The following is a 22,854-nucleotide window of genomic DNA, read 5'->3' as shown; positions in this document are numbered from 1 at the left end:
GACGATTGTCGACAATTTACATTTTGTCTTTGACTTGCTGGTCTCGATTGGCTAGTTTTTGCCGAAGAGTTTTAAAAGGTGTCGACAATATGCAGGACCTTTCCACCCCCGGCCCGGTGCTGACAGACGAAACGGAAACCCTCTCCGAAAACGTCTTCCGGCGCATCCAGGCGGCCATTGTCAAGGGTGAGATCGCCCCCGGCAGCAAGATCTCCGAGCCGGAACTGGCGCGCACTTATGGCATCAGCCGCGGGCCGCTTCGCGAGGCTATCCACCGCCTTGAAGGCCAGCGCCTGCTGGTGCGTGTGCCGCATGTGGGCGCGCGGGTGGTATCGCTCAACCACGCCGAGCTGATCGAGCTGTACGAAATCCGCGAGTCGCTCGAAGGCATGGCCTGCCGCCTGGCCGCCGAACGCATGAGCCAGGCCGACATCGACGAACTGCGCCGGGTGCTCGACACCCATGAGCGCGATGCCGCGTTCCAGGCCGGCCTGGGCTACTACCAGCAGGAAGGCGACTACGACTTCCATTACCGGATTATTCAGGGTAGCGGCAACCAGACCCTGGTCAAGATGCTCTGCGGCGAACTGTATCAACTGGTGCGCATGTACCGTATCCAGTTCTCCGCCACGCCCAACCGGCCACGCCAGGCCTTTGCCGAGCACCATCGCATTCTTGATGCCATCGCCGACCGTGACGGCGAACTGGCCGAACTCCTGATGCGTCGCCACATCGGCGCGTCCAAGCGCAATATCGAGCGTCACTACCTGGACGCCCACAACAACAGCACACGAGGTGAGAAATGACAGTCAAGAGCACCCCCGGTCAGCGTTTCCGTGACGCCGTTGCCGCTGAACATCCGCTGCAGGTGGTTGGCGCCATCAACGCCAACCATGCGTTGCTGGCCAAGCGTGCCGGCTTCAAGGCCATCTACCTGTCTGGTGGTGGCGTGGCCGCCGGCTCCCTGGGTTTGCCAGACCTGGGCATCACTGGCCTGGACGACGTGCTCACCGACGTGCGTCGTATCACCGACGTGTGCGACTTGCCGCTGCTGGTGGATGTCGACACCGGCTTCGGTGCTTCGGCCTTCAACGTTGCCCGTACCGTGCGCTCCATGAGCAAGTTCGGCGCTGCCGCCATCCATATCGAGGACCAGGTTGGCGCCAAGCGTTGTGGCCACCGTCCCAACAAGGAAATTGTCAGCCAGCAGGAAATGGTCGACCGTATCAAAGCTGCCGTCGATGCCCGCAGCGATGACAGCTTCGTGATCATGGCGCGTACCGACGCGCTGGCCGTCGAAGGCCTGAACGCCGCCCTGGACCGTGCCGAGGCGTGCGTCGAGGCTGGTGCCGACATGATCTTCCCGGAAGCCATCACCGAACTGCAGATGTACAAGACTTTCGCTGATCGGGTGAAGGCACCGATCCTGGCCAACATCACCGAGTTCGGTGCCACGCCGCTATACACAACCGAAGAGCTGGCCTCGGTCGACGTGTCGTTGGTGCTGTATCCGCTGTCGGCGTTCCGTGCCATGAACAAGGCGGCCGAGAACGTGTACACCGCGCTGCGCCGTGACGGCACACAGAAGAATGTGATCGACACCATGCAGACCCGCATGGAGCTCTACGATGCCATTGGTTATCACGCCTTCGAGCAGAGCCTCGATGCACTGTTTGCCCAGAAGAAGGGCTAAGCGCCAGCGCCCGAATTAGCCAGAAAGCATCCATAACAAATTCAAGAAAGGAGAAACACCATGGCCGAAGCAAAAGTACTCAGTGGCGCAGGCCTGCGTGGCCAGGTGGCCGGCCAGACTGCACTGTCGACCGTGGGCCAGGCCGGTGCCGGGCTGACTTACCGTGGTTATGATGTGCGCGACCTGGCCGCCGGTGCCGAGTTCGAAGAAGTCGCCTACCTGCTGTTGTACGGCGAGCTGCCAACCCAGGCCGAGCTGGCCGACTACAAGCACAAGCTCAAGGGCCTGCGTGACCTGCCGCAAGCCTTGAAGGAAGTGCTTGAGCGCATCCCGCGCGATGCCCACCCGATGGACGTCATGCGTACCGGTTGCTCGGTAATGGGCACCCTTGAGCCAGAGCTGACCTTCGAAGCCCAGCGCGACAAGACTGATCGCCTGCTGGCGCTGTTCCCGGCCGTGATGTGCTACTGGTACCGCTTTACCCACCATGGCGTGCGCATCGACTGCACCAGTGATGAAGACACCCTGGGTGGTCATTTCCTGCACCTGCTGCACGGCAAGAAGCCGAGCGAGCTGCACGTCAAGGTCATGAACGTGTCGTTGATTCTCTACGCTGAACACGAATTCAACGCCTCGACCTTCACTGCCCGTGTCTGTGCCTCGACCCTGTCTGACTTGTACTCCTGCGTTACCGCAGCCATCGGCTCGCTGCGTGGACCGCTGCACGGCGGTGCCAACGAGGCAGCGATGGAACTGATCGAACGCTTCCAGAGCCCGCAGGAAGCCACCGCCGAGCTGCTGCGCATGCTCGAGCGCAAAGACAAGATCATGGGCTTTGGCCATGCCATCTACAAAGAGTCCGACCCGCGCAACGAGGTGATCAAGGGCTGGTCGAAACAGCTGGCTGACGAAGTGGGTGACAAAGTGCTGTACCCGGTTTCCGAAGCCATCGACAAGACCATGTGGGAGCAGAAGCGCCTGTTCCCCAACGCCGACTTCTATCATGCCTCGGCGTACCACTTCATGGGCATTCCGACCAAGCTGTTCACCCCGATCTTCGTTTGCTCGCGGCTGACCGGCTGGGCGGCGCACGTCTTCGAGCAACGCGCCAACAACCGCATCATCCGCCCGAGCGCCGAGTATGTCGGCGTCGAGCAGCGCCAGTTCGTGCCGATCGAGCAGCGCTGAATAGCTACAGAGAGGCAGCCCGTTTCCCTTGTGGGAGCGGGCGTGCCCGCGAATGCGCCCGACCGGGCAACCCTATTGCACCTGCTGACGCATTCGCGTGCACGCCTGCTCCCACAGGTACGGTGAAACCTTCCGATTCCTGTGACCGAGCCTGATTCCATGATGAACACTGCATACCGCAAGCACCTGCCAGGCACCGACCTGGACTACTTTGATGCCCGCGCGGCGGTCGAGGCGATCAAGCCCGGCGCCTACGACGGCTTGCCATACACGTCACGCGTGCTCGCCGAGAACCTGGTGCGCCGCTGCGACCCCGCTACGCTCGATGCCTCGCTGAGCCAGCTGATCGAGCGCAAGCGCGATCTCGACTTCCCGTGGTTCCCGGCCCGCGTGGTGTGCCATGACATCCTCGGTCAGACTGCGTTGGTCGACCTTGCCGGCCTGCGTGACGCCATTGCCGACAAAGGCGGCGACCCGGCCCAGGTCAACCCGGTGGTGCCGGTGCAACTGATCGTCGACCACTCGCTGGCCGTCGAGTGCGGTGGTTACGACCCGCAGGCCTTCGAGAAGAACCGCGCCATCGAAGACCGCCGCAACGAAGACCGCTTCCACTTCATCAACTGGACCAAGAAGGCGTTCAAGAACGTCGACGTGATCCAGCCGGGCAACGGCATCATGCACCAGATCAACCTGGAGAAGATGTCACCGGTGGTCCACAGTGACCACGGCGTCGCCTACCCGGACACCTGCGTCGGCACCGACAGCCACACGCCGCATGTCGATGCACTGGGTGTGATCGCCATCGGCGTAGGCGGCCTGGAAGCCGAAAACGTGATGCTCGGCCGCGCCTCCTGGATGCGTTTGCCGGAAATCGTCGGCGTCGAGCTGACTGGCAAACTGGCCCCGAACATCACCGCCACTGACCTGGTCTTGGCCCTGACCGAGTTCCTGCGCAAGCAGAAAGTGGTCGGTGCTTACCTGGAGTTCCATGGTGAGGGTGCACGTGCCCTGACCTTGGGCGACCGCGCCACCATTTCCAACATGGCCCCGGAATACGGCGCCACTGCGGCGATGTTCGCCATCGACCAGCAGACCATCGACTATTTGCGCCTGACTGGCCGTGAAGAGCAGCAGGTCAAACTGGTGGAAACCTACGCCAAGGCCACCGGCCTGTGGGCCGACAGCCTGGGCGCTGCCGTCTATGAGCGCACCCTCAGCTTCGACCTGTCGAGCGTGGTGCGCAACATGGCCGGCCCGTCCAACCCGCACGCCCGTGTCGCCACCAGCGACCTGGCCGCCAAGGGCATTGCCGGCAACTGGGAAGAGGTGCCGGGACAAATGCCTGATGGTGCGGTGATCATCGCCGCCATCACCAGCTGCACCAACACCAGCAACCCGCGCAACGTGATCGCTGCAGGCCTGATTGCACGAAATGCCAACAGGCTGGGCCTGGCCCGCAAGCCGTGGGTCAAGTCGTCGCTGGCGCCAGGCTCCAAGGCCGTGCAACTGTATCTGGAAGAAGCCGGCCTGGAAAAAGAGCTGGAGCAACTCGGTTTCGGCATCGTCGCCTTCGCCTGCACCACCTGCAACGGCATGTCCGGTGCCCTGGACCCGGTGATTCAGCAAGAAATCATCGACCGCGACCTGTATGCCACCGCCGTGCTGTCGGGTAACCGCAACTTCGACGGGCGTATCCACCCGTATGCCAAGCAGGCCTTCCTCGCCTCCCCACCACTGGTGGTCGCCTATGCCATTGCCGGCACCATCCGCTTCGACATCGAGAAGGATGTGCTGGGCGTGGTCGATGGCAAGGAAATCCGCCTGAAGGATATCTGGCCCAGTGATGAAGAGATCGATGCCGTGGTGCGTGCAGCGGTCAAGCCGGAGCAGTTCCGCAAGGTGTACATCCCGATGTTCGCCATCGAGGAAGACCGTGGGCCGAAGGTGGCGCCGCTGTACGAGTGGCGCCCGATGAGCACCTACATTCGTCGCCCGCCATACTGGGAAGGCGCCCTGGCCGGCGAACGCACGTTGCGTGGCATGCGCCCGCTGGCGGTGCTGCCAGACAACATCACCACCGACCACCTGTCGCCGTCCAACGCCATCATGCTCGACAGCGCCGCCGGTGAATACCTGGCGAAAATGGGCCTGCCGGAAGAGGACTTCAACTCCTACGCCACTCACCGGGGTGACCACCTGACGGCCCAGCGCGCCACCTTCGCCAACCCCAAACTGTTCAACGAAATGGTGCGCAACGACGATGGCAGCGTGAAGCAGGGCTCGCTGGCGCGTATCGAGCCGGAAGGCAAGGTTACCCGCATGTGGGAGGCGATCGAGACTTACATGCAGCGCAAGCAGCCGCTGATCATCGTTGCGGGTGCCGACTATGGCCAGGGCTCGTCGCGCGACTGGGCGGCCAAGGGCGTGCGCCTGGCGGGTGTCGAGGCAATTGTCGCCGAAGGCTTCGAGCGCATTCACCGCACCAACCTGGTAGGCATGGGCGTGCTGCCGCTGGAGTTCAAACCGGGCACCGACCGCAAGACCCTGGGGCTGGATGGCAGCGAGACCTATGACGTGCTGGGTGCGCGTACGCCACGGGCGACCCTGACCCTGGTGGTTACCCGCGCCAATGGCGAGCGCCTGGAGGTGCCGGTGACCTGCCGTCTGGACACCGCCGAGGAAGTGTCGATCTACGAAGCGGGTGGGGTGCTGCAGCGCTTTGCCCAGGACTTCCTCGAAGCGACCGCCTAACCAAGAGCAGCGCGGTCCTGTGTAGGCGCGGTCAAACCCGCGCCTACAGAGGCTGTGCAAGACAGGAATTGAACATGGCACATGTACCGCAAGTGAAAATCCCCGCCACCTACATCCGCGGCGGCACCAGCAAAGGCGTGTTCTTCCGCCTGCAGGACCTGCCCGAGCAGGCGCAAATTCCAGGTCCTGCCCGCGATGCGCTGCTGTTGCGGGTAATCGGTAGCCCCGACCCTTACGGCAAGCAGATCGACGGCATGGGCGGCGCCACGTCGAGCACCAGCAAGACCGTGATCCTGTCGCAAAGCATCAAGCCCGAACACGATGTCGACTACCTGTTCGGCCAGGTCAGCATCGACAAGGCCTTCGTCGATTGGAGTGGCAACTGCGGCAACCTGTCCGCTGCGGTCGGTTCGTTTGCCATCAGCAGTGGCCTGGTCGACCCGGCGCGTATTCCACGCAACGGTATCGCCACGGTGCGTATCTGGCAGGCGAATATCGGCAAGACCATCATCGCCCACGTCCCGATCACTGAAGGTGAAGTGCAGGAAACCGGTGACTTCGAGCTGGACGGGGTCACCTTCCCGGCGGCCGAGGTGCAGCTGGAGTTTCTCGACCCTGCAGCCGATGAAGACGGCGGTGGCGGTGCCATGTTCCCCACCGGCAAGCTGGTCGATGACCTGGAAGTCCCGGGGGTCGGCACGTTCAAGGCTACCTTGATCAATGCCGGTATCCCGACCATTTTTGTCAATGCTGCCGATATCGGTTACACCGGTAGCGAACTACAGGACGCCATCAACGGCGACCCGCAGGCGTTGCTTCGTTTCGAGACCATCCGCGCCTATGGCGCCGTGCGCATGGGGCTTATCGACAACGTCGACCAGGCTGCCGGGCGTCAGCACACGCCGAAAGTGGCGTTCGTCGCACCGCCGAGCACCTACACTGCGTCCAGTGGCAAGGCGGTGCAGGCCGGTGATATCGACCTGCTGGTGCGGGCCTTGTCGATGGGCAAGCTGCACCATGCCATGATGGGTACGGCTGCGGTGGCAATTGGCACCGCGGCGGCCATTCCGGGCACGCTGGTCAACCTCGCCGCTGGCGGGGGCGAGCGCAGCGCTGTGCGTTTCGGTCATCCTTCGGGCACCCTGCGGGTCGGGGCCGAGGCGCGCCAGGTGAATGGTGAGTGGACGGTAACCAAGGCAATCATGAGCCGCAGTGCTCGCGTGCTGATGGAGGGCTGGGTTCGCGTGCCTGGCGACAGCTTCTAACGCACCACTGGCGCTCGGCTTTAGTTCGTTGGGGCCGCCAAGCGGCCCTTCGCGGGCTTGCCCGTTCCCACAGGGTAACCACAGGTTCTGAATGCCGTGGTCAACCTGTGGGAGCGGGCAAGCCCGCGAAGGGCTGCACAGCAGCCCCGGCAATTCTGAAGGGAGCTGGATATGAGCGCCAACGTAGACCTCAACGACCGCCCGGATTACGACCGGGTGCTACAAACCCTGGCCGATTACGCCCTCGGCTACCGGGTCGAATCCCGCGAGGCCCTGGACACCGCGCGCAACTGCCTGATGGACACCCTCGGTTGTGGCCTTCTCGCCTTGCGCTTCCCTGAGTGCACCAAGCTCCTTGGTCCTCAGGTGGAAGGCACGCTGGTCCCGAATGGTGCTCGCGTCCCCGGCACCTCTTATTGCCTCGATCCGGTCAAGGCCGCCTGGGACATTGGCTGCACGGTGCGCTGGCTGGACTACAACGATACCTGGCTGGCCGCCGAATGGGCTCATCCCTCGGACAACCTCGGCGGTATCCTGGCAGTGGCTGACCACCTGTCACAGAAGCGTCTTGCTGCGGGTGAAAAGCCGCTGCCGATGCGTGACGTGCTTGAGGCCATGGTCATGGCGCATGAAATCCAGGGCGTGCTGGCGCTGGAAAACGCCTTCAATCGCGTCGGCCTCGATCATGTGATTCTGGTGAAGGTCGCCTCGACCGCCGTGTGCGCCAGGCTGATGGGGGCTAATCGTGAGCAGATGCTCTCGGCCTTGTCCCATGCCTTCGTCGACGGCCAGGCCCTTCGTACCTATCGCCACGCGCCCAACGCCGGTTCGCGCAAGTCCTGGGCCGCCGGTGACGCTTCCAGCCGAGGTGTGCGTCTGGCTGACATCGCCTTGCGTGGGGAAATGGGCGTGCCGGGCGTGCTCACGGCTTCGCAGTGGGGGTTCTACGATGTTTCGTTCAGCCATACCAACAAAGACCTGGCGCTCAAGCCCGCCGGGCAGTACGAGTTGCGTCTGCCCCAGGCGTTGGGCAGCTATGTGATGGAAAACGTGCTGTTCAAGGTCAGTTTCCCTGCCGAGTTCCATGCCCAGACCGCCTGTGAGGCAGCAGTCACCCTGCACCCACTTGTGCGTAACCGTCTGCATGAAGTCGACCGCATCGTCATCACCACCCAGGAATCAGCGATCCGCATCATTTCCAAGAGCGGCCCGCTGGCCAATGCCGCCGACCGTGACCACTGTCTGCAGTACATGGTGGCCGTGCCGCTGATCTTTGGCCATCTGGTGGCCGAGCATTATGAGGACGCCTTCCATGCCAATCACCCCAGTATCGACCGCCTGCGCGAGAAGATGGAGGTGGTGGAAGACCCGCGCTTCAGTCGTGAGTACCTGGAGCCGGACAAGCGCTCGATCGCCAACGCACTTCAGGTGTTCTTCAAGGATGGCAGCAGCACCGAACAAGTGGTGGTGGAATACCCGATCGGGCATCGCCGGCGGCGCGCGGAGGGTATACCGTTGCTGGAGGCCAAGTTCAGGGCCAACCTGGCGACCCGCTTTGCGCGGCAGCGGTGTCAGCAGATTTTCGAACTGTGCAAGGACCAGCAGAAACTGGAAGGCATGGCGGTGCACAGGTTCGTGGATTTGTTTGTGATATGAGGTGGCCTGTGCCGGCCGCTTCGCGGCTAAAGCCGCTCCTACAAGGGCATGCGCAGGTCTGGAACACCGTGGGAGCCCTGTGGGAGCGGCTTTAGCCGCGAAATGGCCGGCACAGGCCCAAACAACAAAGCCCCGGCATCGCTGCCGGGGCTTTGCTTACAACCTGTAACTCAGCTTACGCCTGGACCACCGGGATCTTGGCGTTGGCTGCCGCTTCGCGGAACTCGGCGATCTGGTCGAAGCTCAGGTAGCGGTAAACGTCGGCAGCCATGCTGTCGATGTCTTTCGCATACTGCATGTACTCTTCGACGGTCGGCAGTTTGCCGATGATCGAAGCGACAGCGGCCAGTTCGGCCGACGCCAGGTACACGTTGGTAGCGTCGCCCAGACGGTTCGGGAAGTTACGGGTCGAGGTGGAGACCACGGTCGAACCGGTCTGCACTCGTGCCTGGTTACCCATGCACAGCGAGCAGCCTGGCATTTCCATGCGAGCCCCGGCCTTGCCGTAGATGCCGTAGTAGCCTTCTTCGGTCAGCTGGTGAGCGTCCATCTTGGTTGGCGGAGCCAGCCACAGGCGGGTCGGAATGCCACCCTTGACCTTCTCCAGCAGCTTGCCGGCCGCGCGGAAGTGACCGATGTTGGTCATGCACGAACCGATGAACACTTCGTCGATCTTCTCGCCTTGTACCGAGGACAGCAGGCGGGCATCGTCCGGGTCGTTCGGCGCGCAGAGCACAGGCTCTTTGACGTCGGCCAGGTCGATTTCGATGATTTCGGCGTATTCGGCATCGGCGTCAGCCGACAGCAGCTCAGGCTTGGCCAGCCAGGCTTCCATGGCCTGGGCGCGGCGCTCCAGGGTGCGGGCATCGCCGTAGCCTTCGCCGATCATCCAGCGCAGCAGGGTGATGTTGGACTGCAGGTACTCGGCGATGGCCTTTTCCGGCAGCTTGATGGTGCAACCGGCAGCGGAACGCTCGGCCGAGGCGTCGGACAGCTCGAAGGCTTGCTCGACGGTCAGTTCGTCCAGGCCTTCGATTTCCAGGATGCGGCCGGAGAAGGCGTTTTTCTTGCCTTTCTTCTCGACGGTCAGCAGGCCCTGCTGGATGGCGTAGTAAGGGATGGCATGAACCAGGTCACGCAGGGTGATGCCTGGCTGCAGTTTGCCCTTGAAGCGCACCAGGATCGATTCTGGCATGTCCAGCGGCATGACGCCGGTGGCGGCAGCGAAGGCCACCAGGCCGGAACCGGCCGGGAACGAGATGCCGATCGGGAAGCGGGTGTGCGAGTCGCCACCGGTACCTACGGTGTCAGGCATCAGCATGCGGTTCAGCCAGCTGTGGATGATGCCGTCGCCCGGGCGCAGCGACACGCCGCCACGGGTGCGGATGAAGTCTGGCAGGGTGTGGTGGGTGGTGACGTCGATCGGCTTCGGATAGGCCGCGGTGTGGCAGAACGACTGCATGACCAGGTCAGCAGAGAAGCCCAGGCATGCCAGGTCTTTCAGCTCGTCGCGCGTCATCGGGCCAGTGGTGTCCTGGGAGCCGACGGTGGTCATTTTTGGCTCGCAGTAGGCGCCTGGGCGTACGCCCTGGCCTTCTGGCAGGCCACAGGCACGGCCGACCATTTTCTGCGCCAGGGTGAAGCCCTTGCCGGAATCGGCAGGCTGCTCTGGTTTCTTGAACAGGTCGGAAGCACCCAGGCCCAGCTCGGCGCGGGCTTTTTCGGTCAGGCCACGGCCGACGATCAGCGGGATACGGCCGCCAGCGCGGACTTCATCCAGCAGCACTTCGGTTTTCAGCGCGAAGGTGGTGACCAGTTCGTCGCTGTCGTGACGGCGTACTTCACCTTTGTATGGGTAAACGTCGATGACGTCGCCCATGCCCAGGTTGGTGCAGTCGAATTCGATCGGCAGGGCGCCGGCGTCTTCCATGGTGTTGTAGAAGATCGGGGCGATCTTGGTGCCGAAGCAGAAGCCACCGGCGCGCTTGTTCGGCACGTACGGGATGTCGTCGCCGAAGAACCACAGTACCGAGTTGGTAGCGGATTTACGCGAGGAGCCGGTACCGACCACGTCGCCGACATAGGCAACCGGGAAGCCCTTGGCCTTGACGGCTTCGATCTGGGCCAGCGGGCCGACCGAACCAGGCTGCTGCGGTTCGATGCCGTCGCGGGCCATTTTCAGCATGGCCAGGGCGTGCAGCGGAATGTCAGGGCGCGACCAGGCGTCCGGGGCAGGCGACAGGTCGTCGGTGTTGGTTTCGCCAGGCACCTTGAACACGGTCAGGGTGTACTTGTCGGCGATGGCCGGACGCGAGGTGAACCACTCGCCGGCAGCCCAGGATTCCAGGACGGCCTTGGCGTGAGCGTTGCCGGCCTTGGCTTTTTCGGCCACGTCGTGGAAGGCATCGAACATCAGCAGGGTGTGCTTGAGCTGTTCGGCCGCGACGGCGCCCAGTTCGGCGTCATCCAGCAGTGCGACCAGCGTTTCGATGTTGTAGCCGCCCTGCATGGTGCCCAGCAGTTCGGTGGCGTGCTTGCGGTCGATCAGTGGGGACTTGGCTTCGCCCTTGGCGACGGCGGAGAGGAAAGCGGCCTTGACGTAGGCAGCTTCGTCGACCCCTGGCGGTACGCGGTTGGTGATCAGGTCTACGAGGAAGGCTTCTTCGCCGGCCGGCGGGTTTTTCAGCAGCTCGACCAGGCCTGCAGTTTGTTCGGCGTTAAGCGGCTGGGGAACGATACCCAGGGCGGCGCGCTCTTCGATGTGTTTGCGGTAGGCTTCAAGCACAGTTATTTCCCTCATCAGTGGTCCCTAAAGGGGGTCCGGGACGCTTATCCAGCATTCAATGCACCCATGCGCTGCCGCGGCTTTGTGGGCCGCCCAGCCAGGGTCGCAAAGAATCCTTACAGAAGCTGCTTTCAAAGTTTTACGCCTGCAGAACGGGGGCTGATGAGGGCTGGCGCGGGCATGCGAGGGATGCATGGCCCGGGCCAACGCCGTTCTACCGGATCAACTGTGCTCGTGACGCTTTGAAAACAGCTTCCAACGGACATTGTTGCCTTTGAAAAGGCCGGGTGATTCTACGGTAAAAAAAGCCCGAAGGTAAGGCGGTGTACGCGACTTTAACGAGTGACCCTGGTTAGACAAAGGGCTAACATGGGCCTGTGTTCCATCGCCAAGCTGTTGTTTTTCATGTCCAACAAGTCCATCAAGACCCCTTGCGTCGGCCTGTGCTCCACGGTGTACGGAGACACGGTGTGCCGTGGCTGCAAGCGTTTTCACCACGAAGTGATCAACTGGAACGGCTACGACGACACGCAAAAGCGCGCCGTGTGGTTGCGCCTTGAACAGCTGCTGGTGCAGGTGATGATGGCCAAGCTTGAGGTGTTCGACAAAGGTCTGCTGCGCCAGCAACTGGAGCAGCGCTCCATCCGCTTTGTCGAGCAGCAGTCGGAATATTGCTGGGCTTACCAGCTGATTGCCCGCGGGGCGCGGATGATCCGCGACCTGGAGGCCTATGGCATGGCGTTGCTGCCGGAGTTCCGTGACTGGGAACTGCCACAATTGCGCGATGCGATCGATCGCGAGTTCTTCCTGCTTTCAGAGGCGCACTACCAGCGCTACATTGCCCCCGGCTTCCTGCGCGATGCCATGGGCAGCGCGCAAGGCCAGTGAGCCGGGCGAATCAGTCGCCGGTGTATTCGCAACCGCTGGTGCAGGTTTCGTGGATGCGAACCTTGGACAGCTCCGGCATCAGCGGCTTGACCTGGTCCCAGATCCACTTGGCGATCACTTCGCTGGTGGGGTTTTCCAGGCCGGGGATGTCGTTCAGGTAGTTGTGGTCCAGCTGATCATAGATCGGCTTGAAGATCGCCTTGACCTCGGCGAAGTCGCGGATCCAGCCCGTGTGCGGATCGAGCGGGCCGGTCAGGTGCAGGCCGACCTTGAATGAGTGGCCATGCAAGCGGCCGCATTTGTGCCCTTCAGGGACGTGGGGCAGGCGGTGGGCCGATTCGAATGTGAATTCCTTGAAAATTTCCACGCTGTCATAACTCTGTGTGAATCAATAATGCGCGCAGTCTACCAGCATGGCCGCTACAAGGCTTGCAGGCGTTCATGCAGCCGCCCGGTGGCGGTCAGTTCCAGAAGTTCATCACCCAGGCGCTGGCTTTCGGCGATGGCCTTGTACCAATAGCGCTTGCGCCCTGGCGCATCGCCCATGAAGCGCTTGAAATCGTTGCGGTCGGGCAGTTTGCCGTAGGGCAGAGCGGCCAGGTATTGCGGCGAAGGCGTCATCAGCAGCACGTTTTGCAGGCGGGTGGCATCGCCCTTGCGCCAGGGCAGGGCCTTGTCGAACCAGCCAGGGACCACCTTGTCGGTGAAGTGTGGGTACAGCACCAGGTCGTCACCGCGGTAGGGCAGGTCGAGGTGGTAGTCGAGCAGGCCGCCGTCGCGGTAGGTGCCGGCGCCGGCACCGGGGATGTCTTTTACGCCCTGCATGACCATCGGTATCGACCCGGAAGCGAGCAGGGCATGGCGCAGGTTGGCCAGGTCCAGCGGCAGGTAGCGCGAGGGGAAGTCGGTCAGGGTGTCGAGCGGAGGGGCGGCGCGCCCATCGTGCAGAATGATGCGCTCGAAGTGGCGGGCCAGGCGCGAACGGCCCAGGAGGTTGCTGGCAACCACCGAGCCCAGGCCCAGCCCCAGGCGGCCGCGATGGTCGTGAGCGAGCTGGCCATGGCTTTTCACCACCAGAATGTTCAGGCGGTAGTGCGGGTTGGCCAGCAGTTGGCCGTCGCGGCCTTCCAGCAGGTCATCGAGCATGCGTTGGCAGCTGCGGCTGATTTCGGCCGGGGTGACGCCCTTGGCAAAATCCTGCTCGGTGTACAGCTCGCCCAGGCGGCGGATGCCGGCGATCGGGTCGTCGAGGCAGGCGCTGGCGAAGCGCCAGGCACCGATCGATGCGCCGATCAGGGCACGCTGACGGGGTGCCGAGGGTAGCCACTCGCCGAACAGCGCCAGGTCAAGGCCCTGGATGCCCAGCGGCTTCGGCCCACCCGCCGCGCCCGGCAATACCCCGACATCGGCCGCCTGCAGGCCGCGCTCGCGGATGTGTCGCAAGGCACGCTGGCCGGCCTTGAAGGTGAGGGCGGGGTATTTGATGTGGATGGCGCTCATGGCGTGTCTCTTGGGCATAGGAGCAGCCTTGTGCTGCGAGGGGCCGTTACAGATAACATAACTGCATGTGCCTGTATTGGCCCTTTCGAAGCACAAGGCCGCTCGTTGAAGGTTGCCGAGCCTGGCTAGCGCCGTAACTGCGCTATCATGCCGCCAGCTGTTTTCAGGTTGAATTAAGGACCGCTGGTTAATCTTAACCCCGTAGACAACTTGCACAGTTCTCAGGAGAGAAGAACGATGAAAACCTTGACTGCCCTGATCACCGCCGCTGCCCTCGCCCTGGGCGCCAATGCCGCCTTCGCCAAGGACGTTCAGCCTGACGAAGTGGTCAAACTGGTCAACGCCAAGACCATCAAGTCGCTGGACGAGCTCAAGGCCGCTGCCGTGGCCAAGCATCCAGGCGCCACCGTCACTGACTCGGAACTTGAAGACGAGTACGGCCGCTACATTTACAAGGTCGAGCTGCGTGATACGAAGAACGTCGAATGGGACGTTGACATGGATGCCAAGACCGGTGAGGTACTCAAGGACGAACGAGACAGCTGATGATCCATGTATCCCGGACGGCACGTTACCTGGCGCTCTCGCTGCTTGCCGTCTGCTCCCTGGCTGTTGCCCGCGACCTGGACCAGGATGAAGCCCTGAAGCTCCGTCAGAAGGGTATCATCCTGCCGCTCGAACAACTGCTCGAGACCGCCCTGGGGCGTCACCCCGGGGCGCGTCTGCTGGAAGCCGAGTTGGAAGAGGACGATGATCGCTACGAATATGAAGTCGAGTTGCTGACGACTGAAGGTGTGGTGCGCGAGATCAAGCTCGATGCCAGCACCGGCGCCCTGCTCAAAGACGAGGAAGATGACTGAATGCGCCTGTTGCTTGTCGAGGACAACGTACCGCTGGCCGATGAACTGACCGCCGGCCTGCAGCGCCAGGGCTATGCCGTGGACTGGCTGGCTGATGGCCGTGACGCGGTTTACCAGGGGCAAAGCGAGCCTTACGACCTGATCATCCTGGACCTCGGCCTGCCTGGCTTGCCCGGCCTGGACGTGCTGGCCCAGTGGCGTGCCGCCGGCCTGGCCACACCGGTATTGATCCTCACCGCCCGCGGCTCCTGGGCCGAGCGCATCGAAGGGCTGAAGGCCGGGGCTGACGATTACCTGAGCAAGCCGTTCCATCCCGAAGAGCTGCAGTTGCGCATCCAGGCCTTGTTGCGCCGCGCCCGTGGCCTGGCCAATCAGCCGAAGCTGGAAGCGGCCGGCCTGCACCTTGACGAAAGCCGTCAGTGCGTGAGTCGCGAGGGTGTGGATGTGCAACTGACCGCGGCCGAGTTCCGCCTGCTGCGCTACTTCATGCTGCACCCGCAGCAGATCCTGTCCAAAAGCCACCTGGCCGAGCACCTCTACGACGGTGAAACCGAGCGCGACTCGAACGTGCTGGAGGTCCACGTCAACCATTTGCGCCGCAAGCTGGGTCGCAGTGTTATCGAAACCCGACGCGGGCAAGGCTACATCTATGCCGGGAGCGGTGAGTGAAGTCGATCCAGGCGCGCCTGAGCCTGGGCCTGGTGGCGGTGCTGGTGGTGGTCGGCGTGGTGCTGGCGCAACTGACCTTGTGGCTGTTCGAAGCCGGCCTGCAACGTTATCTGGAAAACGGCCTGCGCAAGGAAAGCGAGAACCTTCTGGTGGCATTGGTGCGTGGGCCTTCGGGCCTGCAGCTGGATGAGCGGCGCATCTCGGCTGCCTATCAGCGGCCGTTTTCCGGTTATTACTTCCGCATTGACCTTGACCAGGGTACCTGGAGGTCTCGTTCGCTGTGGGACCTGGACATGCCCAAGCCCGCAGCGCCCGGGCTTTCCGATAGCCATGAACTGGGCCCGGAAGGCCAGCAACTGCTGACCCTGCGTGCCGACTACCGGCGCCTGGGCCAGGACATTTCGATCAGTGTGGCTCAAGACTATTCACCGGTGCGCGAAGGTTTCCGGCGCTTGCAGCAAATCGGCCTGGGCATGGGGCTGGTGGCGCTGATCCTGATTCTGGTGCTGCAGCGCATCACGGTCACCCGCTCGCTGCGGCCGCTGGAACGGGCACGCCAGCAGATTGCCCAGTTGCAGCAGGGGCAGCGCTCGCAGCTGGATGCCGAGGTGCCCAGCGAGTTGGTACCGCTGGTGGGGCAGATCAACCACTTGCTTAGCCATACCGAAGACAGCCTGCGCCGCTCACGCAACGCCCTTGGTAACCTCGGCCATGCGCTGAAGACGCCGCTGGCGGTGCTGCTGAGCCTGGCTTCCAGTGAGCGCCTGCAGGGGCTGCCGGAGGTACGCGCGCAAATGCGCGAGCAGTTGCAGCAGATTCAGGAGCGTCTGGCGCGCGAGCTGAACCGTGCACGCCTGGCAGGGGATGCGCTGCCGGGCGCGCAGTTCGATTGTGATGCCGAACTGCCGGGGTTGCTCGGGACCTTGGGCATGATTCATGGCGAGGGCCTGCTGTTGGCAAGTGATGTGCCGCCCGGGCTGTTGTTGCCATGGGACCGCGAGGACGTGCTGGAACTGTTGGGCAATCTGCTGGACAACGCCTGCAAGTGGGCTGACAGCGAGGTGCGTCTGGGCATCGCGTCGAACGCCGAGGGCTACCAGCTGTGGGTCGATGACGATGGCCCGGGTATTCCGCAAGGGCAGCGGCAGCAGGTGCTGGAGCGTGGTTCGCGGCTGGACGAGCAGGTGGACGGGCATGGGCTTGGGTTGGGCATCGTGCGCGACATCGTTGATGCCTGGGAAGGGCACCTGGCCTTGCTGGAAAGCCCGTTGGGCGGCCTGCGAGTGAGCATCGACCTGCCGCGCAAGGCCCGATAATGCCGGGGCCGCTGCGCGCCACGAGGGTGTCAGTACTACAAAAAAATTGCAGTACAGGCGCATTTTTTTGAATTAGCCCAATCCCGCTGCGCCCGGCAGAATCTCCCTCACGAAACCCTGCGGTTTCCATCCTTCCACGGACGGAGCCCCTTGTGGTATTGCATGCGCAATACGAGGCCCAGGCCAGCTCGGCTGGGCTTTCTTTTTAATCAGAAAAACCAAAGATCCCGATTGCCCAAATGTCTGCCTCGCGTTCCGAAAGTCGTCTGCAGCGGCTGCTGCCGTCCCCCCTGAACATCCCCCCCAAAGAATGGTTGCGTGCCGGTATCGGTGCGCTACTTGGCCTTTTCCTCGCGGGCTGGCTGACCAGCATGGCCTATGGGCCCAGCATCGCCCTGCACTTGCTCGGCCCGCTGGCTGCTTCAGCGGTACTGGTGTTTGCCGTGCATTCCGGCCCATTGGCCCAACCTTGGCCGGTGTTGGGCAGCTACGCCGTGGCCGGCGCTGTAGGGCTGGCGATGCGCGAAGGCTTCGGCCCGGAGCTGTGGGTGGCTGCTGCGGCGCTCGGTATCTCGATCCTGGTCATGTGCCTGTTGCGCTGTCTGCACCCACCGGGTGGCGGGGTGGCGGTGAGCGCGGTGCTGGCCGACACGGGGTTGACTGCCATGGGCGATCACCTGCTGGAGCCGGTGCTGCTCAATGCGCTGATCCTGGTGAGCGTGGCAATCGCCTACAACCGCCTGACGGGTGTGCGCTACCCGAAAGGCGCGGTGCCGCGCAAAGACCTGCACCACACCCATGACCCGCTGCCCGGCGAGCGGGTCGGCATCCGCGGTGAAGACCTGGACCAGGCCCTGGAAGAGCTGGGCGAGTTTGTCGACGTCACCCGCGACGAGCTGGAGCGCATCATCCTTGCGACCGAGCAGCACGCCCTGCAGCGCAGCCTTGGTGGTATCACCGCAGCCTCGGTGATGTCCCGCGATGTGCAGTTCGCCACGCCTGATACCACGCTGGAGCAGGCGTGGAAAATGCTCGCCAGCCATCACCTGAAAACCCTGCCTGTACTGCAGCACGGCAAGCTTGTGGGCATCGTCAGCCTCAGCGACCTGGTTGGCCCGGCCATGCAGCGTGGCCGTTGCGGCTGGCGCGGCCTGTTCGGCCGCAAGGCAGTGCGCATGGCGCAAGTGATGAGCACGCGGGTTGTAAGTGTCAGCAGCCAGCACCCGCTGGAACGCTTGCTGCCTTTGTTGTGCGAACAAGGCCTGCACTGCTTGCCGGTGCTTGATGGCGACAAGCTGGTGGGGGTGATCACCCAGACCGACCTGATTGCCGGCCTCAAGCGCCAGTTGCTCAGCAAGACCGAGGCTTCAGATAACCGGGTCCCAGCGTTGTGACCAGTCGCTGGCGCCGGCAGCTACCAGCCGACGCAGGATGGCGAAGGCCTGTTGCAGGGCTTCGCTGTCGCGTTTGCGTGGGTACACCAGGAAGGTCGGGTAGGTGAACTCCGGTGCCTGCGGTACCCGCTCGAACACGCCGCTGTCCAGATAGGCCTGCACCACCCGCGTGCGGAAGTAGCCACTGCCGCCTTGGTCGAGTATGAACTGCAGGGCCAACGGGCCAAGGTTGAAGCTTAACGCCGGGCGCGCGCGGTCGGGCAGGGCCGCATCATGCTGGCGGCGGAAGGCCTCGCCCCAGTCGATGTAGATATATGGTTCGGGCCGGTCGACCCGGCGCACGCGAATCAGCTTCTCTTCCATCAACTGTTCCACCTGCAGTCCTGGGCCGTAGGTCGGCTGGTAGACCAGCGCGGCGTCCAGCAAGCCCATCTCGACCTTGCGCAGCAGCGATTCTCCATCGCTGACCTCGCTGCGGATGGCATGGCTGGGCAGTTCGCGGTGCAGGGCACTTACCCAGTCGAGCATCATCGGGTTGCCCAGGCTCACCTCACCGCCGACATGCAGCACCTGCTGGCAACCTTCAGGCAACGGCAGGTCGCGGCGCGCGGCTTCCCAGGTTTGCACCAACTGGTTGGCATAACTGACGAACGCTTCGCCATCGCTGGTCAGGCTGGCGCCGCTGCGGCTACGCACGAACAGCTGGCAACCCAGTTGCTGCTCCAGGCGCTGCACGCGCGCGGTGATCGCGGTTTGTGACACGAACAGGCGTTCGGCTGCGGCGACCAGGCTGCCGCAACGCACAATTTCCAGGAAGGTACGGGCCTGATCGATGTCCATGGGCTGCTCGGTGTTTGAGGGGGTGCCTATTCTAGAGGCTTTGCACTGTTATGGGGCGTTATTGCGTTGTCTGCAAATTTGCAGGTCGGTTGTGACTTTAGTCCCATGGCAGGGTGGGTGTAGCGGTCCATACTCAAGTTTCGCCCTTCAATAACAACAAGTACCGGGTTTCTGACGACATGAGCTACCAGCACAGCTACGCCCATTCCATTTCCGACCCTGCCGCTTTCTGGGCGGAACAGGCCGCACACCTGGCCTGGCACCGCAAGCCTGCCCTGACCCTGCAAGACAACGCCGACGGGACCCACCGCTGGTTCGCTGATGGCCGCCTCAACAGCTGTTACCTGGCCCTCGATCACCAGATCGAGCAGGGCCGGGGCGAGCAGTTGGCGCTGATCTACGATTCGCCAGTGACCGGCGTGCAGCAGACTTACACCTACAACCAGTTACGTGATGAGGTAGCACGCCTGGCCGGCTTGCTGCGCCAGCTGGGGGTGAACAAGGGCGATGGGGTGATCATCTACATGCCCATGGTGCCGCAAGCGGCCATGGCGATGCTGGCCTGCGCGCGGATCGGCGCGGTGCATTCGGTCGTGTTCGGTGGCTTTGCCGCCAACGAGTTGGCCCTGCGCATCGATGACGCCCGCCCTACCTTGTTGCTGACGGCATCGTGTGGGCTGGAGTTCGACCGGGTCATTGCATACAAGCCGCTGGTTGACCGCGCCCTGCAACTGGCCCGGCACCAGCCGCGCAATGTGCTGGTGCTGCAGCGGCCGCAGGCGCACGCTGAGCTGCTGCCAGGCCGCGACCTGGACTGGCAGGCGGCCTTGGCCGGTGCCGAGCCGGTGGCGCCTGTGGAGCTGGATGCCGGCGACCCGCTATACATCATGTACACGTCGGGCACCACCGGGAAACCCAAGGGTATCGTCCGGGAAAACGGCGGCAATGCCGTGGCGCTGTGTTATGCCATGCGCCATATCTATGGCATGCAGGCCGGCGATGTGTGGTGGGGCATTTCCGACGTCGGTTGGGTGGTCGGCCATTCACTGATCGTCTATGGGCCGTTGATGAGCGGCTGTACCACGGTGTTCTACGAAGGCAAGCCGATCCGCACCCCGGATGCTTCGGCCTATTGGCGGGTGGTGGAGCAGTATCAGGTCAACGCGCTGTTCTGTGCACCGACGGCCATGCGCGCCATCCGCAAGGAAGACCCGGAGGGCGAACTGATCCGCAAACATGACCTCAGCTCGCTGCGGCAACTGTTCCTGGCGGGGGAAAAGCTGGATTCCAGCACCCATGAATGGCTGGAGCGGGTGAGTGGCAAGCCGGTGCACGATCACTGGTGGCAGACCGAGACCGGCTGGCCGGTCACCGCGCCTTGCGTCGGGCTGGAGGGCAGCGCGGCGAAGCCAGGGTCGAGCAACCGGGCGGTGCCTGGCTACAACGTTCGCGTGCTGGATGACGAAGGCCACTTGCTCGGGGCCAACCATCAGGGGTCGATCGTGATTGCCCTGCCATTGCCACCCGGTTGCAGTCAGACACTATGGGGGGATCACGAGCGCTACCTGCAGGCCTATCTGCGCACGTATCCGGGTTACTACCACACGGGCGATGGCGGCTATCTGGACGATGATGGCTTCGTCTACATCATGGGGCGCACCGATGATGTGATCAACGTTTCCGGTCATCGCCTGTCCACCGGCGAAATGGAAGACCTGGTCGCCCGCCACCCGGCGGTCGCGGAGTGCGCAGTGATCGGCGTGCATGACGAGATCAAGGGCCAGGTACCGCTGGCGCTGGTGGTACTCAAGGATGGCGAGGGCATTGCCGAGGCGCAGTTGCTGGTGGAGCTGGTGGGCAGCGTGCGCGAGGAAATCGGCCCGCTGGCCTGTTTCAACCGGGTTCGGCTGGTGAAGCGCCTGCCCAAGACCCGTTCCGGCAAGATTCTACGGGCGGTGCTGCGCAAGATTGCCGATGGGCAGGATTATGTGCCGCCTTCGACCTTGGATGACCCGGCAGTGCTGGGCGAGATCGAAGCGGTGCTGGCGGATTTGCCCAGGGCGGGCTGATGGTTTGACCTCGATGGCCCTTTCGCGGGCGAAGCGCCTCCACCCGCGAAGGGGCCGGGCCTGCTGGCCAGTTTCCACCGGTCGTTCACCGTTGGCGCTGCCACCGTATTCGCGGGTAAACCCGCTCCTACACACGCATCGGTGGTTCGTAGGAGCGGGTTCACCCGCGAAAGGGCCGTCTCAGGCACTGCAGGCTCAGGGGGCAATCTGGTGCAGTTGCCCCAACCGGCTGCGGGTACGCATCAGGTCGGCCAGTGGGCCGCCCAGGCTCTCTTCCAGCGGTCGTTTACCGATCACAACCACCCGCCGATCCTGGTCATACAGCACATCTACCAGGTTGACGAAGCGCTGCTGAGCCGCCAGCGAACACTCCGAGAGGTCATCCAGCCCATCGATGACCCACTCGTCATAGTCCCTGGCCAGCACCAGGTAGTCGATGACCGCGGTGGCCTTCTCGCACAGATCGTCAAAACCAAGCACTACCCGTCGGCCATCGACGGCCAGCGCCCGCAGCGGGCGCTTGTTCACTTCCAGCATCACCGGGTGTTCGTTCGGCACGTTCAGCGTCTGGCGCTGCGCCGCATCACCCGGCCAGACATAATGGCCCTGGGTAAAACGCTGATGCTCGCGGTTGGCCGGCAAGCTTCGAAAATCGGTGTCGCCACCGACTTCGAGCACTTGCATCGAGCTGTTGATCAGGCGAATGACCGGCAGAAAACGCTCGTGATACAGCGGGTTGGGCAGCAACCCTTCGGGTGCGTAGTTAGAAGTCACCAGCACGTACACGCCTCGGGCGAACAAGGCGTTGAACAGCCGGGTGAGCAGCATGGCATCGCCTATGTCATGCACGTGGAATTCGTCGAAGCACAGCACCTGGCAACCGCCCACCAGCTCGTTTAGCGTTGCGCCCAGCGCGTCGTCCAGCGCCTGGTGGCGGTGCATGCCCTGGTGCAGGCGTGCAAAGAAGTCATGAAAGTGCAGGCGCAGCTTGGCGGTTATCGGCACGGCCTGGAAAAAGCCATCGAGCAGCCAGCTTTTACCACGGCCGACCGAGCCGTACAGGTACAGGCTGCGCGGTTGGCCTTGTTCAAGCTGCGTCAGTTGTTCGGCCATGCAGTGAATTACCCGCCGCTGACCGTCACTCAGCTGATAACCGCGGCTGTGCGCCTTGTCCTCGAACCAGCCGAGCAGCTCGCTCTGTTGATTGGCGGTGCCGCGCAAGCGTTGGCCAAGCTGGCGCAGGGGGGTGGGGATCCAGGCAGACAAAAGCAACGCTCCTTGGGCGATGGTGGGGCAGCCTGCAGCTTGCCCGAGGGCGGCCATTTTGACTAATAGAGAAAGTGCCGGGCAATCATCACTTCTTGCGATAGGTCTGACCGCCTGTTGTACCTGTACGGGCTATGCCTTGCGCTCCAGTTGGCGCTCGATCATGTACTTCACCGCCAGGCGACGCTCCTTGAGGTGGCGCAGGTCTTCGTCGACGAAATTACCGGCCGATATCGATTCGGCAGCCAGCACCTGGTTGTCGATGTCCACGTACTCGTCCAGCAGGCGGTCCAGCGCCTTGTCCTGCTGGCGGCGCTGCTGGACGATTTCGCGCGGGTAGTGCAGGTCCTGGTAGAGGTCGTGAGAGACAGGCATGGGGTCCTCCTTGGTCAATGCAATGGGCTTATCTGATTGGAAGTGCGGAATGCGATTGTGTTGAAGCGAGGCAGGCGGAAACCGACGGACGGTCGCTGCACCCGAGCCGAAATGATTAACTCGCTGTTTTTTTGGCAATTTTTTTATCAGGGGGGTTCACAGACCGAAAGTTTGTTGTTAAAGTGCCGCGCATTCCAAGACAACAACCCAGTTGTCACTCACTTGGAATTGTCAGGGCAGCAAATGCTGCATCCGATACAGGGGCGTCGCCAAGCGGTAAGGCAGCAGGTTTTGATCCTGCCATGCGTTGGTTCGAATCCAGCCGCCCCTGCCATTTTT

19 protein-coding genes and 1 tRNA gene are annotated in these 22,854 nt (G+C 63.0%); 14 read left to right on the top strand and 6 right to left on the bottom strand.

Annotated features, from left to right (window positions below; translation table 11 throughout):
* The first annotated feature begins 89 nt into the window (after positions 1-89).
* The 6 genes from GST84_16955 to prpD all read left to right on the top strand — a co-directional run bounded on the left by GST84_16955 (position 90) and on the right by prpD (position 8,553).
* Positions 90-806: an FCD domain-containing protein gene (locus GST84_16955; protein ID XGB13928.1), complete on the top strand. Its 717-nt coding sequence runs from the start codon at positions 90-92 to the stop codon at positions 804-806.
* Positions 803-1,693, top strand: coding sequence for a methylisocitrate lyase (gene prpB, locus GST84_16950; GenBank protein ID XGB13927.1), 891 nt, complete (start codon positions 803-805; stop codon positions 1,691-1,693). Before GST84_16955 ends, prpB begins: the two co-directional genes overlap by 4 nt.
* Before the next feature lie 60 nt (positions 1,694-1,753).
* Positions 1,754-2,881 carry a 2-methylcitrate synthase gene (gene prpC, locus GST84_16945; GenBank protein XGB13926.1) on the top strand — a complete coding sequence of 376 codons (1,128 nt, stop codon included), beginning with the start codon at positions 1,754-1,756 and terminating at the stop codon, positions 2,879-2,881.
* A 162-nt stretch (positions 2,882-3,043) separates the two neighbouring features.
* Complete coding sequence (gene acnD, locus GST84_16940) at positions 3,044-5,632, top strand: Fe/S-dependent 2-methylisocitrate dehydratase AcnD (protein XGB15795.1); 2,589 nt, start codon at positions 3,044-3,046, stop codon at positions 5,630-5,632.
* Positions 5,633-5,706: 74 nt separating this feature from the next.
* Positions 5,707-6,897, top strand: coding sequence for a 2-methylaconitate cis-trans isomerase PrpF (gene prpF, locus GST84_16935; GenBank protein ID XGB13925.1), 1,191 nt, complete (start codon positions 5,707-5,709; stop codon positions 6,895-6,897).
* A 171-nt stretch (positions 6,898-7,068) separates the two neighbouring features.
* Complete coding sequence (gene prpD, locus GST84_16930) at positions 7,069-8,553, top strand: 2-methylcitrate dehydratase (protein ID XGB13924.1); 1,485 nt, start codon at positions 7,069-7,071, stop codon at positions 8,551-8,553.
* 175 nt (positions 8,554-8,728) lie between these two features.
* Here prpD and acnB read toward each other — a convergent pair whose 3' ends face one another.
* A complete protein-coding gene (gene acnB / locus GST84_16925) occupies positions 8,729-11,338 on the bottom strand; it encodes a bifunctional aconitate hydratase 2/2-methylisocitrate dehydratase (GenBank protein ID XGB15794.1) in 2,610 nt (869 codons plus the stop codon).
* A 369-nt stretch (positions 11,339-11,707) separates the two neighbouring features.
* Between acnB and GST84_16920 the strand changes: the two genes are divergently transcribed.
* Positions 11,708-12,226, top strand: a complete 519-nt coding sequence (locus GST84_16920) for a DUF1289 domain-containing protein (GenBank protein XGB13923.1) — start codon at positions 11,708-11,710, stop codon at positions 12,224-12,226.
* Positions 12,227-12,236: 10 nt separating this feature from the next.
* Here GST84_16920 and queD read toward each other — a convergent pair whose 3' ends face one another.
* Positions 12,237-12,593: a 6-carboxytetrahydropterin synthase QueD gene (gene queD / locus GST84_16915; GenBank protein XGB13922.1), complete on the bottom strand. Its 357-nt coding sequence runs from the start codon at positions 12,591-12,593 to the stop codon at positions 12,237-12,239.
* Positions 12,594-12,646: 53 nt separating this feature from the next.
* On the bottom strand, positions 12,647-13,726 hold the full coding sequence (locus tag GST84_16910) for a patatin-like phospholipase family protein (GenBank protein XGB13921.1): 1,080 nt from the start codon (positions 13,724-13,726) through the stop codon (positions 12,647-12,649).
* A 237-nt stretch (positions 13,727-13,963) separates the two neighbouring features.
* Here GST84_16910 and GST84_16905 point away from each other — a divergent pair, with 237 nt between their 5' ends.
* The 5 genes from GST84_16905 to GST84_16885 all read left to right on the top strand — a co-directional run bounded on the left by GST84_16905 (position 13,964) and on the right by GST84_16885 (position 17,965).
* Positions 13,964-14,272, top strand: coding sequence for a peptidase (locus tag GST84_16905; protein XGB13920.1), 309 nt, complete (start codon positions 13,964-13,966; stop codon positions 14,270-14,272).
* On the top strand, positions 14,272-14,586 hold the full coding sequence (locus GST84_16900) for a peptidase (protein ID XGB13919.1): 315 nt from the start codon (positions 14,272-14,274) through the stop codon (positions 14,584-14,586). The genes GST84_16905 and GST84_16900 overlap by 1 nt, the downstream gene beginning before the upstream one ends.
* Complete coding sequence (locus tag GST84_16895; GenBank protein ID XGB13918.1) at positions 14,587-15,255, top strand: response regulator; 669 nt, start codon at positions 14,587-14,589, stop codon at positions 15,253-15,255. It begins immediately after the preceding gene.
* Positions 15,252-16,571: an ATP-binding protein gene (locus GST84_16890; protein XGB13917.1), complete on the top strand. Its 1,320-nt coding sequence runs from the start codon at positions 15,252-15,254 to the stop codon at positions 16,569-16,571. The genes GST84_16895 and GST84_16890 overlap by 4 nt, the downstream gene beginning before the upstream one ends.
* Before the next feature lie 239 nt (positions 16,572-16,810).
* Entirely contained in the window at positions 16,811-17,965 is a 1,155-nt protein-coding gene (locus tag GST84_16885) for a CBS domain-containing protein (protein ID XGB13916.1), read from the top strand.
* Here the strand turns inward: GST84_16885 and GST84_16880 are convergent.
* Positions 17,939-18,805 carry a LysR family transcriptional regulator gene (locus GST84_16880; protein ID XGB13915.1) on the bottom strand — a complete coding sequence of 289 codons (867 nt, stop codon included), beginning with the start codon at positions 18,803-18,805 and terminating at the stop codon, positions 17,939-17,941. The two genes, GST84_16885 and GST84_16880, sit on opposite strands and share 27 nt — an antisense overlap.
* 179 nt (positions 18,806-18,984) lie before the next feature.
* On the opposite strand from GST84_16880, the gene GST84_16875 reads away from it, so the two are divergent.
* Positions 18,985-20,874, top strand: a complete 1,890-nt coding sequence (locus GST84_16875; protein ID XGB13914.1) for an AMP-binding protein — start codon at positions 18,985-18,987, stop codon at positions 20,872-20,874.
* 195 nt (positions 20,875-21,069) lie between these two features.
* On the opposite strand, the gene zapE is transcribed toward GST84_16875, so the two are convergent.
* Positions 21,070-22,140, bottom strand: a complete 1,071-nt coding sequence (gene zapE / locus GST84_16870) for a cell division protein ZapE (protein XGB13913.1) — start codon at positions 22,138-22,140, stop codon at positions 21,070-21,072.
* A 132-nt stretch (positions 22,141-22,272) separates the two neighbouring features.
* Positions 22,273-22,515, bottom strand: a complete 243-nt coding sequence (locus tag GST84_16865) for a hypothetical protein (GenBank protein XGB13912.1) — start codon at positions 22,513-22,515, stop codon at positions 22,273-22,275.
* Between the two features lie 259 nt (positions 22,516-22,774).
* Between GST84_16865 and GST84_16860 the strand changes: the two genes are divergently transcribed.
* A tRNA-Gln gene (locus GST84_16860) sits at positions 22,775-22,849 on the top strand.
* Positions 22,850-22,854: the final 5 nt, after the last annotated feature.

It is taken from the genome of Pseudomonas putida, from assembly GCA_041879295.1.
Taxonomy (GTDB): Bacteria; Pseudomonadota; Gammaproteobacteria; order Pseudomonadales; family Pseudomonadaceae; genus Aquipseudomonas; species Aquipseudomonas putida_Y.
Note: the sequence above shows the minus strand (reverse complement) of the source record. Positions and strands in the feature narration are given on the sequence as shown.

Coding starts and splice junctions, on each gene's coding strand:
- GST84_16955 (XGB13928.1), top strand. CDS start 90: ATGCAGGACCTTTCCACCCCCGGCCCGGTGCTGACAGACGAAACGGAA.
- prpB (XGB13927.1), top strand. CDS start 803: ATGACAGTCAAGAGCACCCCCGGTCAGCGTTTCCGTGACGCCGTTGCC.
- prpC (XGB13926.1), top strand. CDS start 1,754: ATGGCCGAAGCAAAAGTACTCAGTGGCGCAGGCCTGCGTGGCCAGGTG.
- acnD (XGB15795.1), top strand. CDS start 3,044: ATGAACACTGCATACCGCAAGCACCTGCCAGGCACCGACCTGGACTAC.
- prpF (XGB13925.1), top strand. CDS start 5,707: ATGGCACATGTACCGCAAGTGAAAATCCCCGCCACCTACATCCGCGGC.
- prpD (XGB13924.1), top strand. CDS start 7,069: ATGAGCGCCAACGTAGACCTCAACGACCGCCCGGATTACGACCGGGTG.
- GST84_16920 (XGB13923.1), top strand. CDS start 11,708: ATGGGCCTGTGTTCCATCGCCAAGCTGTTGTTTTTCATGTCCAACAAG.
- GST84_16910 (XGB13921.1), bottom strand. CDS start 13,726: ATGAGCGCCATCCACATCAAATACCCCGCCCTCACCTTCAAGGCCGGC.
- GST84_16905 (XGB13920.1), top strand. CDS start 13,964: ATGAAAACCTTGACTGCCCTGATCACCGCCGCTGCCCTCGCCCTGGGC.
- GST84_16900 (XGB13919.1), top strand. CDS start 14,272: ATGATCCATGTATCCCGGACGGCACGTTACCTGGCGCTCTCGCTGCTT.
- GST84_16895 (XGB13918.1), top strand. CDS start 14,587: ATGCGCCTGTTGCTTGTCGAGGACAACGTACCGCTGGCCGATGAACTG.
- GST84_16885 (XGB13916.1), top strand. CDS start 16,811: ATGTCTGCCTCGCGTTCCGAAAGTCGTCTGCAGCGGCTGCTGCCGTCC.
- GST84_16880 (XGB13915.1), bottom strand. CDS start 18,805: ATGGACATCGATCAGGCCCGTACCTTCCTGGAAATTGTGCGTTGCGGC.
- GST84_16875 (XGB13914.1), top strand. CDS start 18,985: ATGAGCTACCAGCACAGCTACGCCCATTCCATTTCCGACCCTGCCGCT.
- GST84_16865 (XGB13912.1), bottom strand. CDS start 22,515: ATGCCTGTCTCTCACGACCTCTACCAGGACCTGCACTACCCGCGCGAA.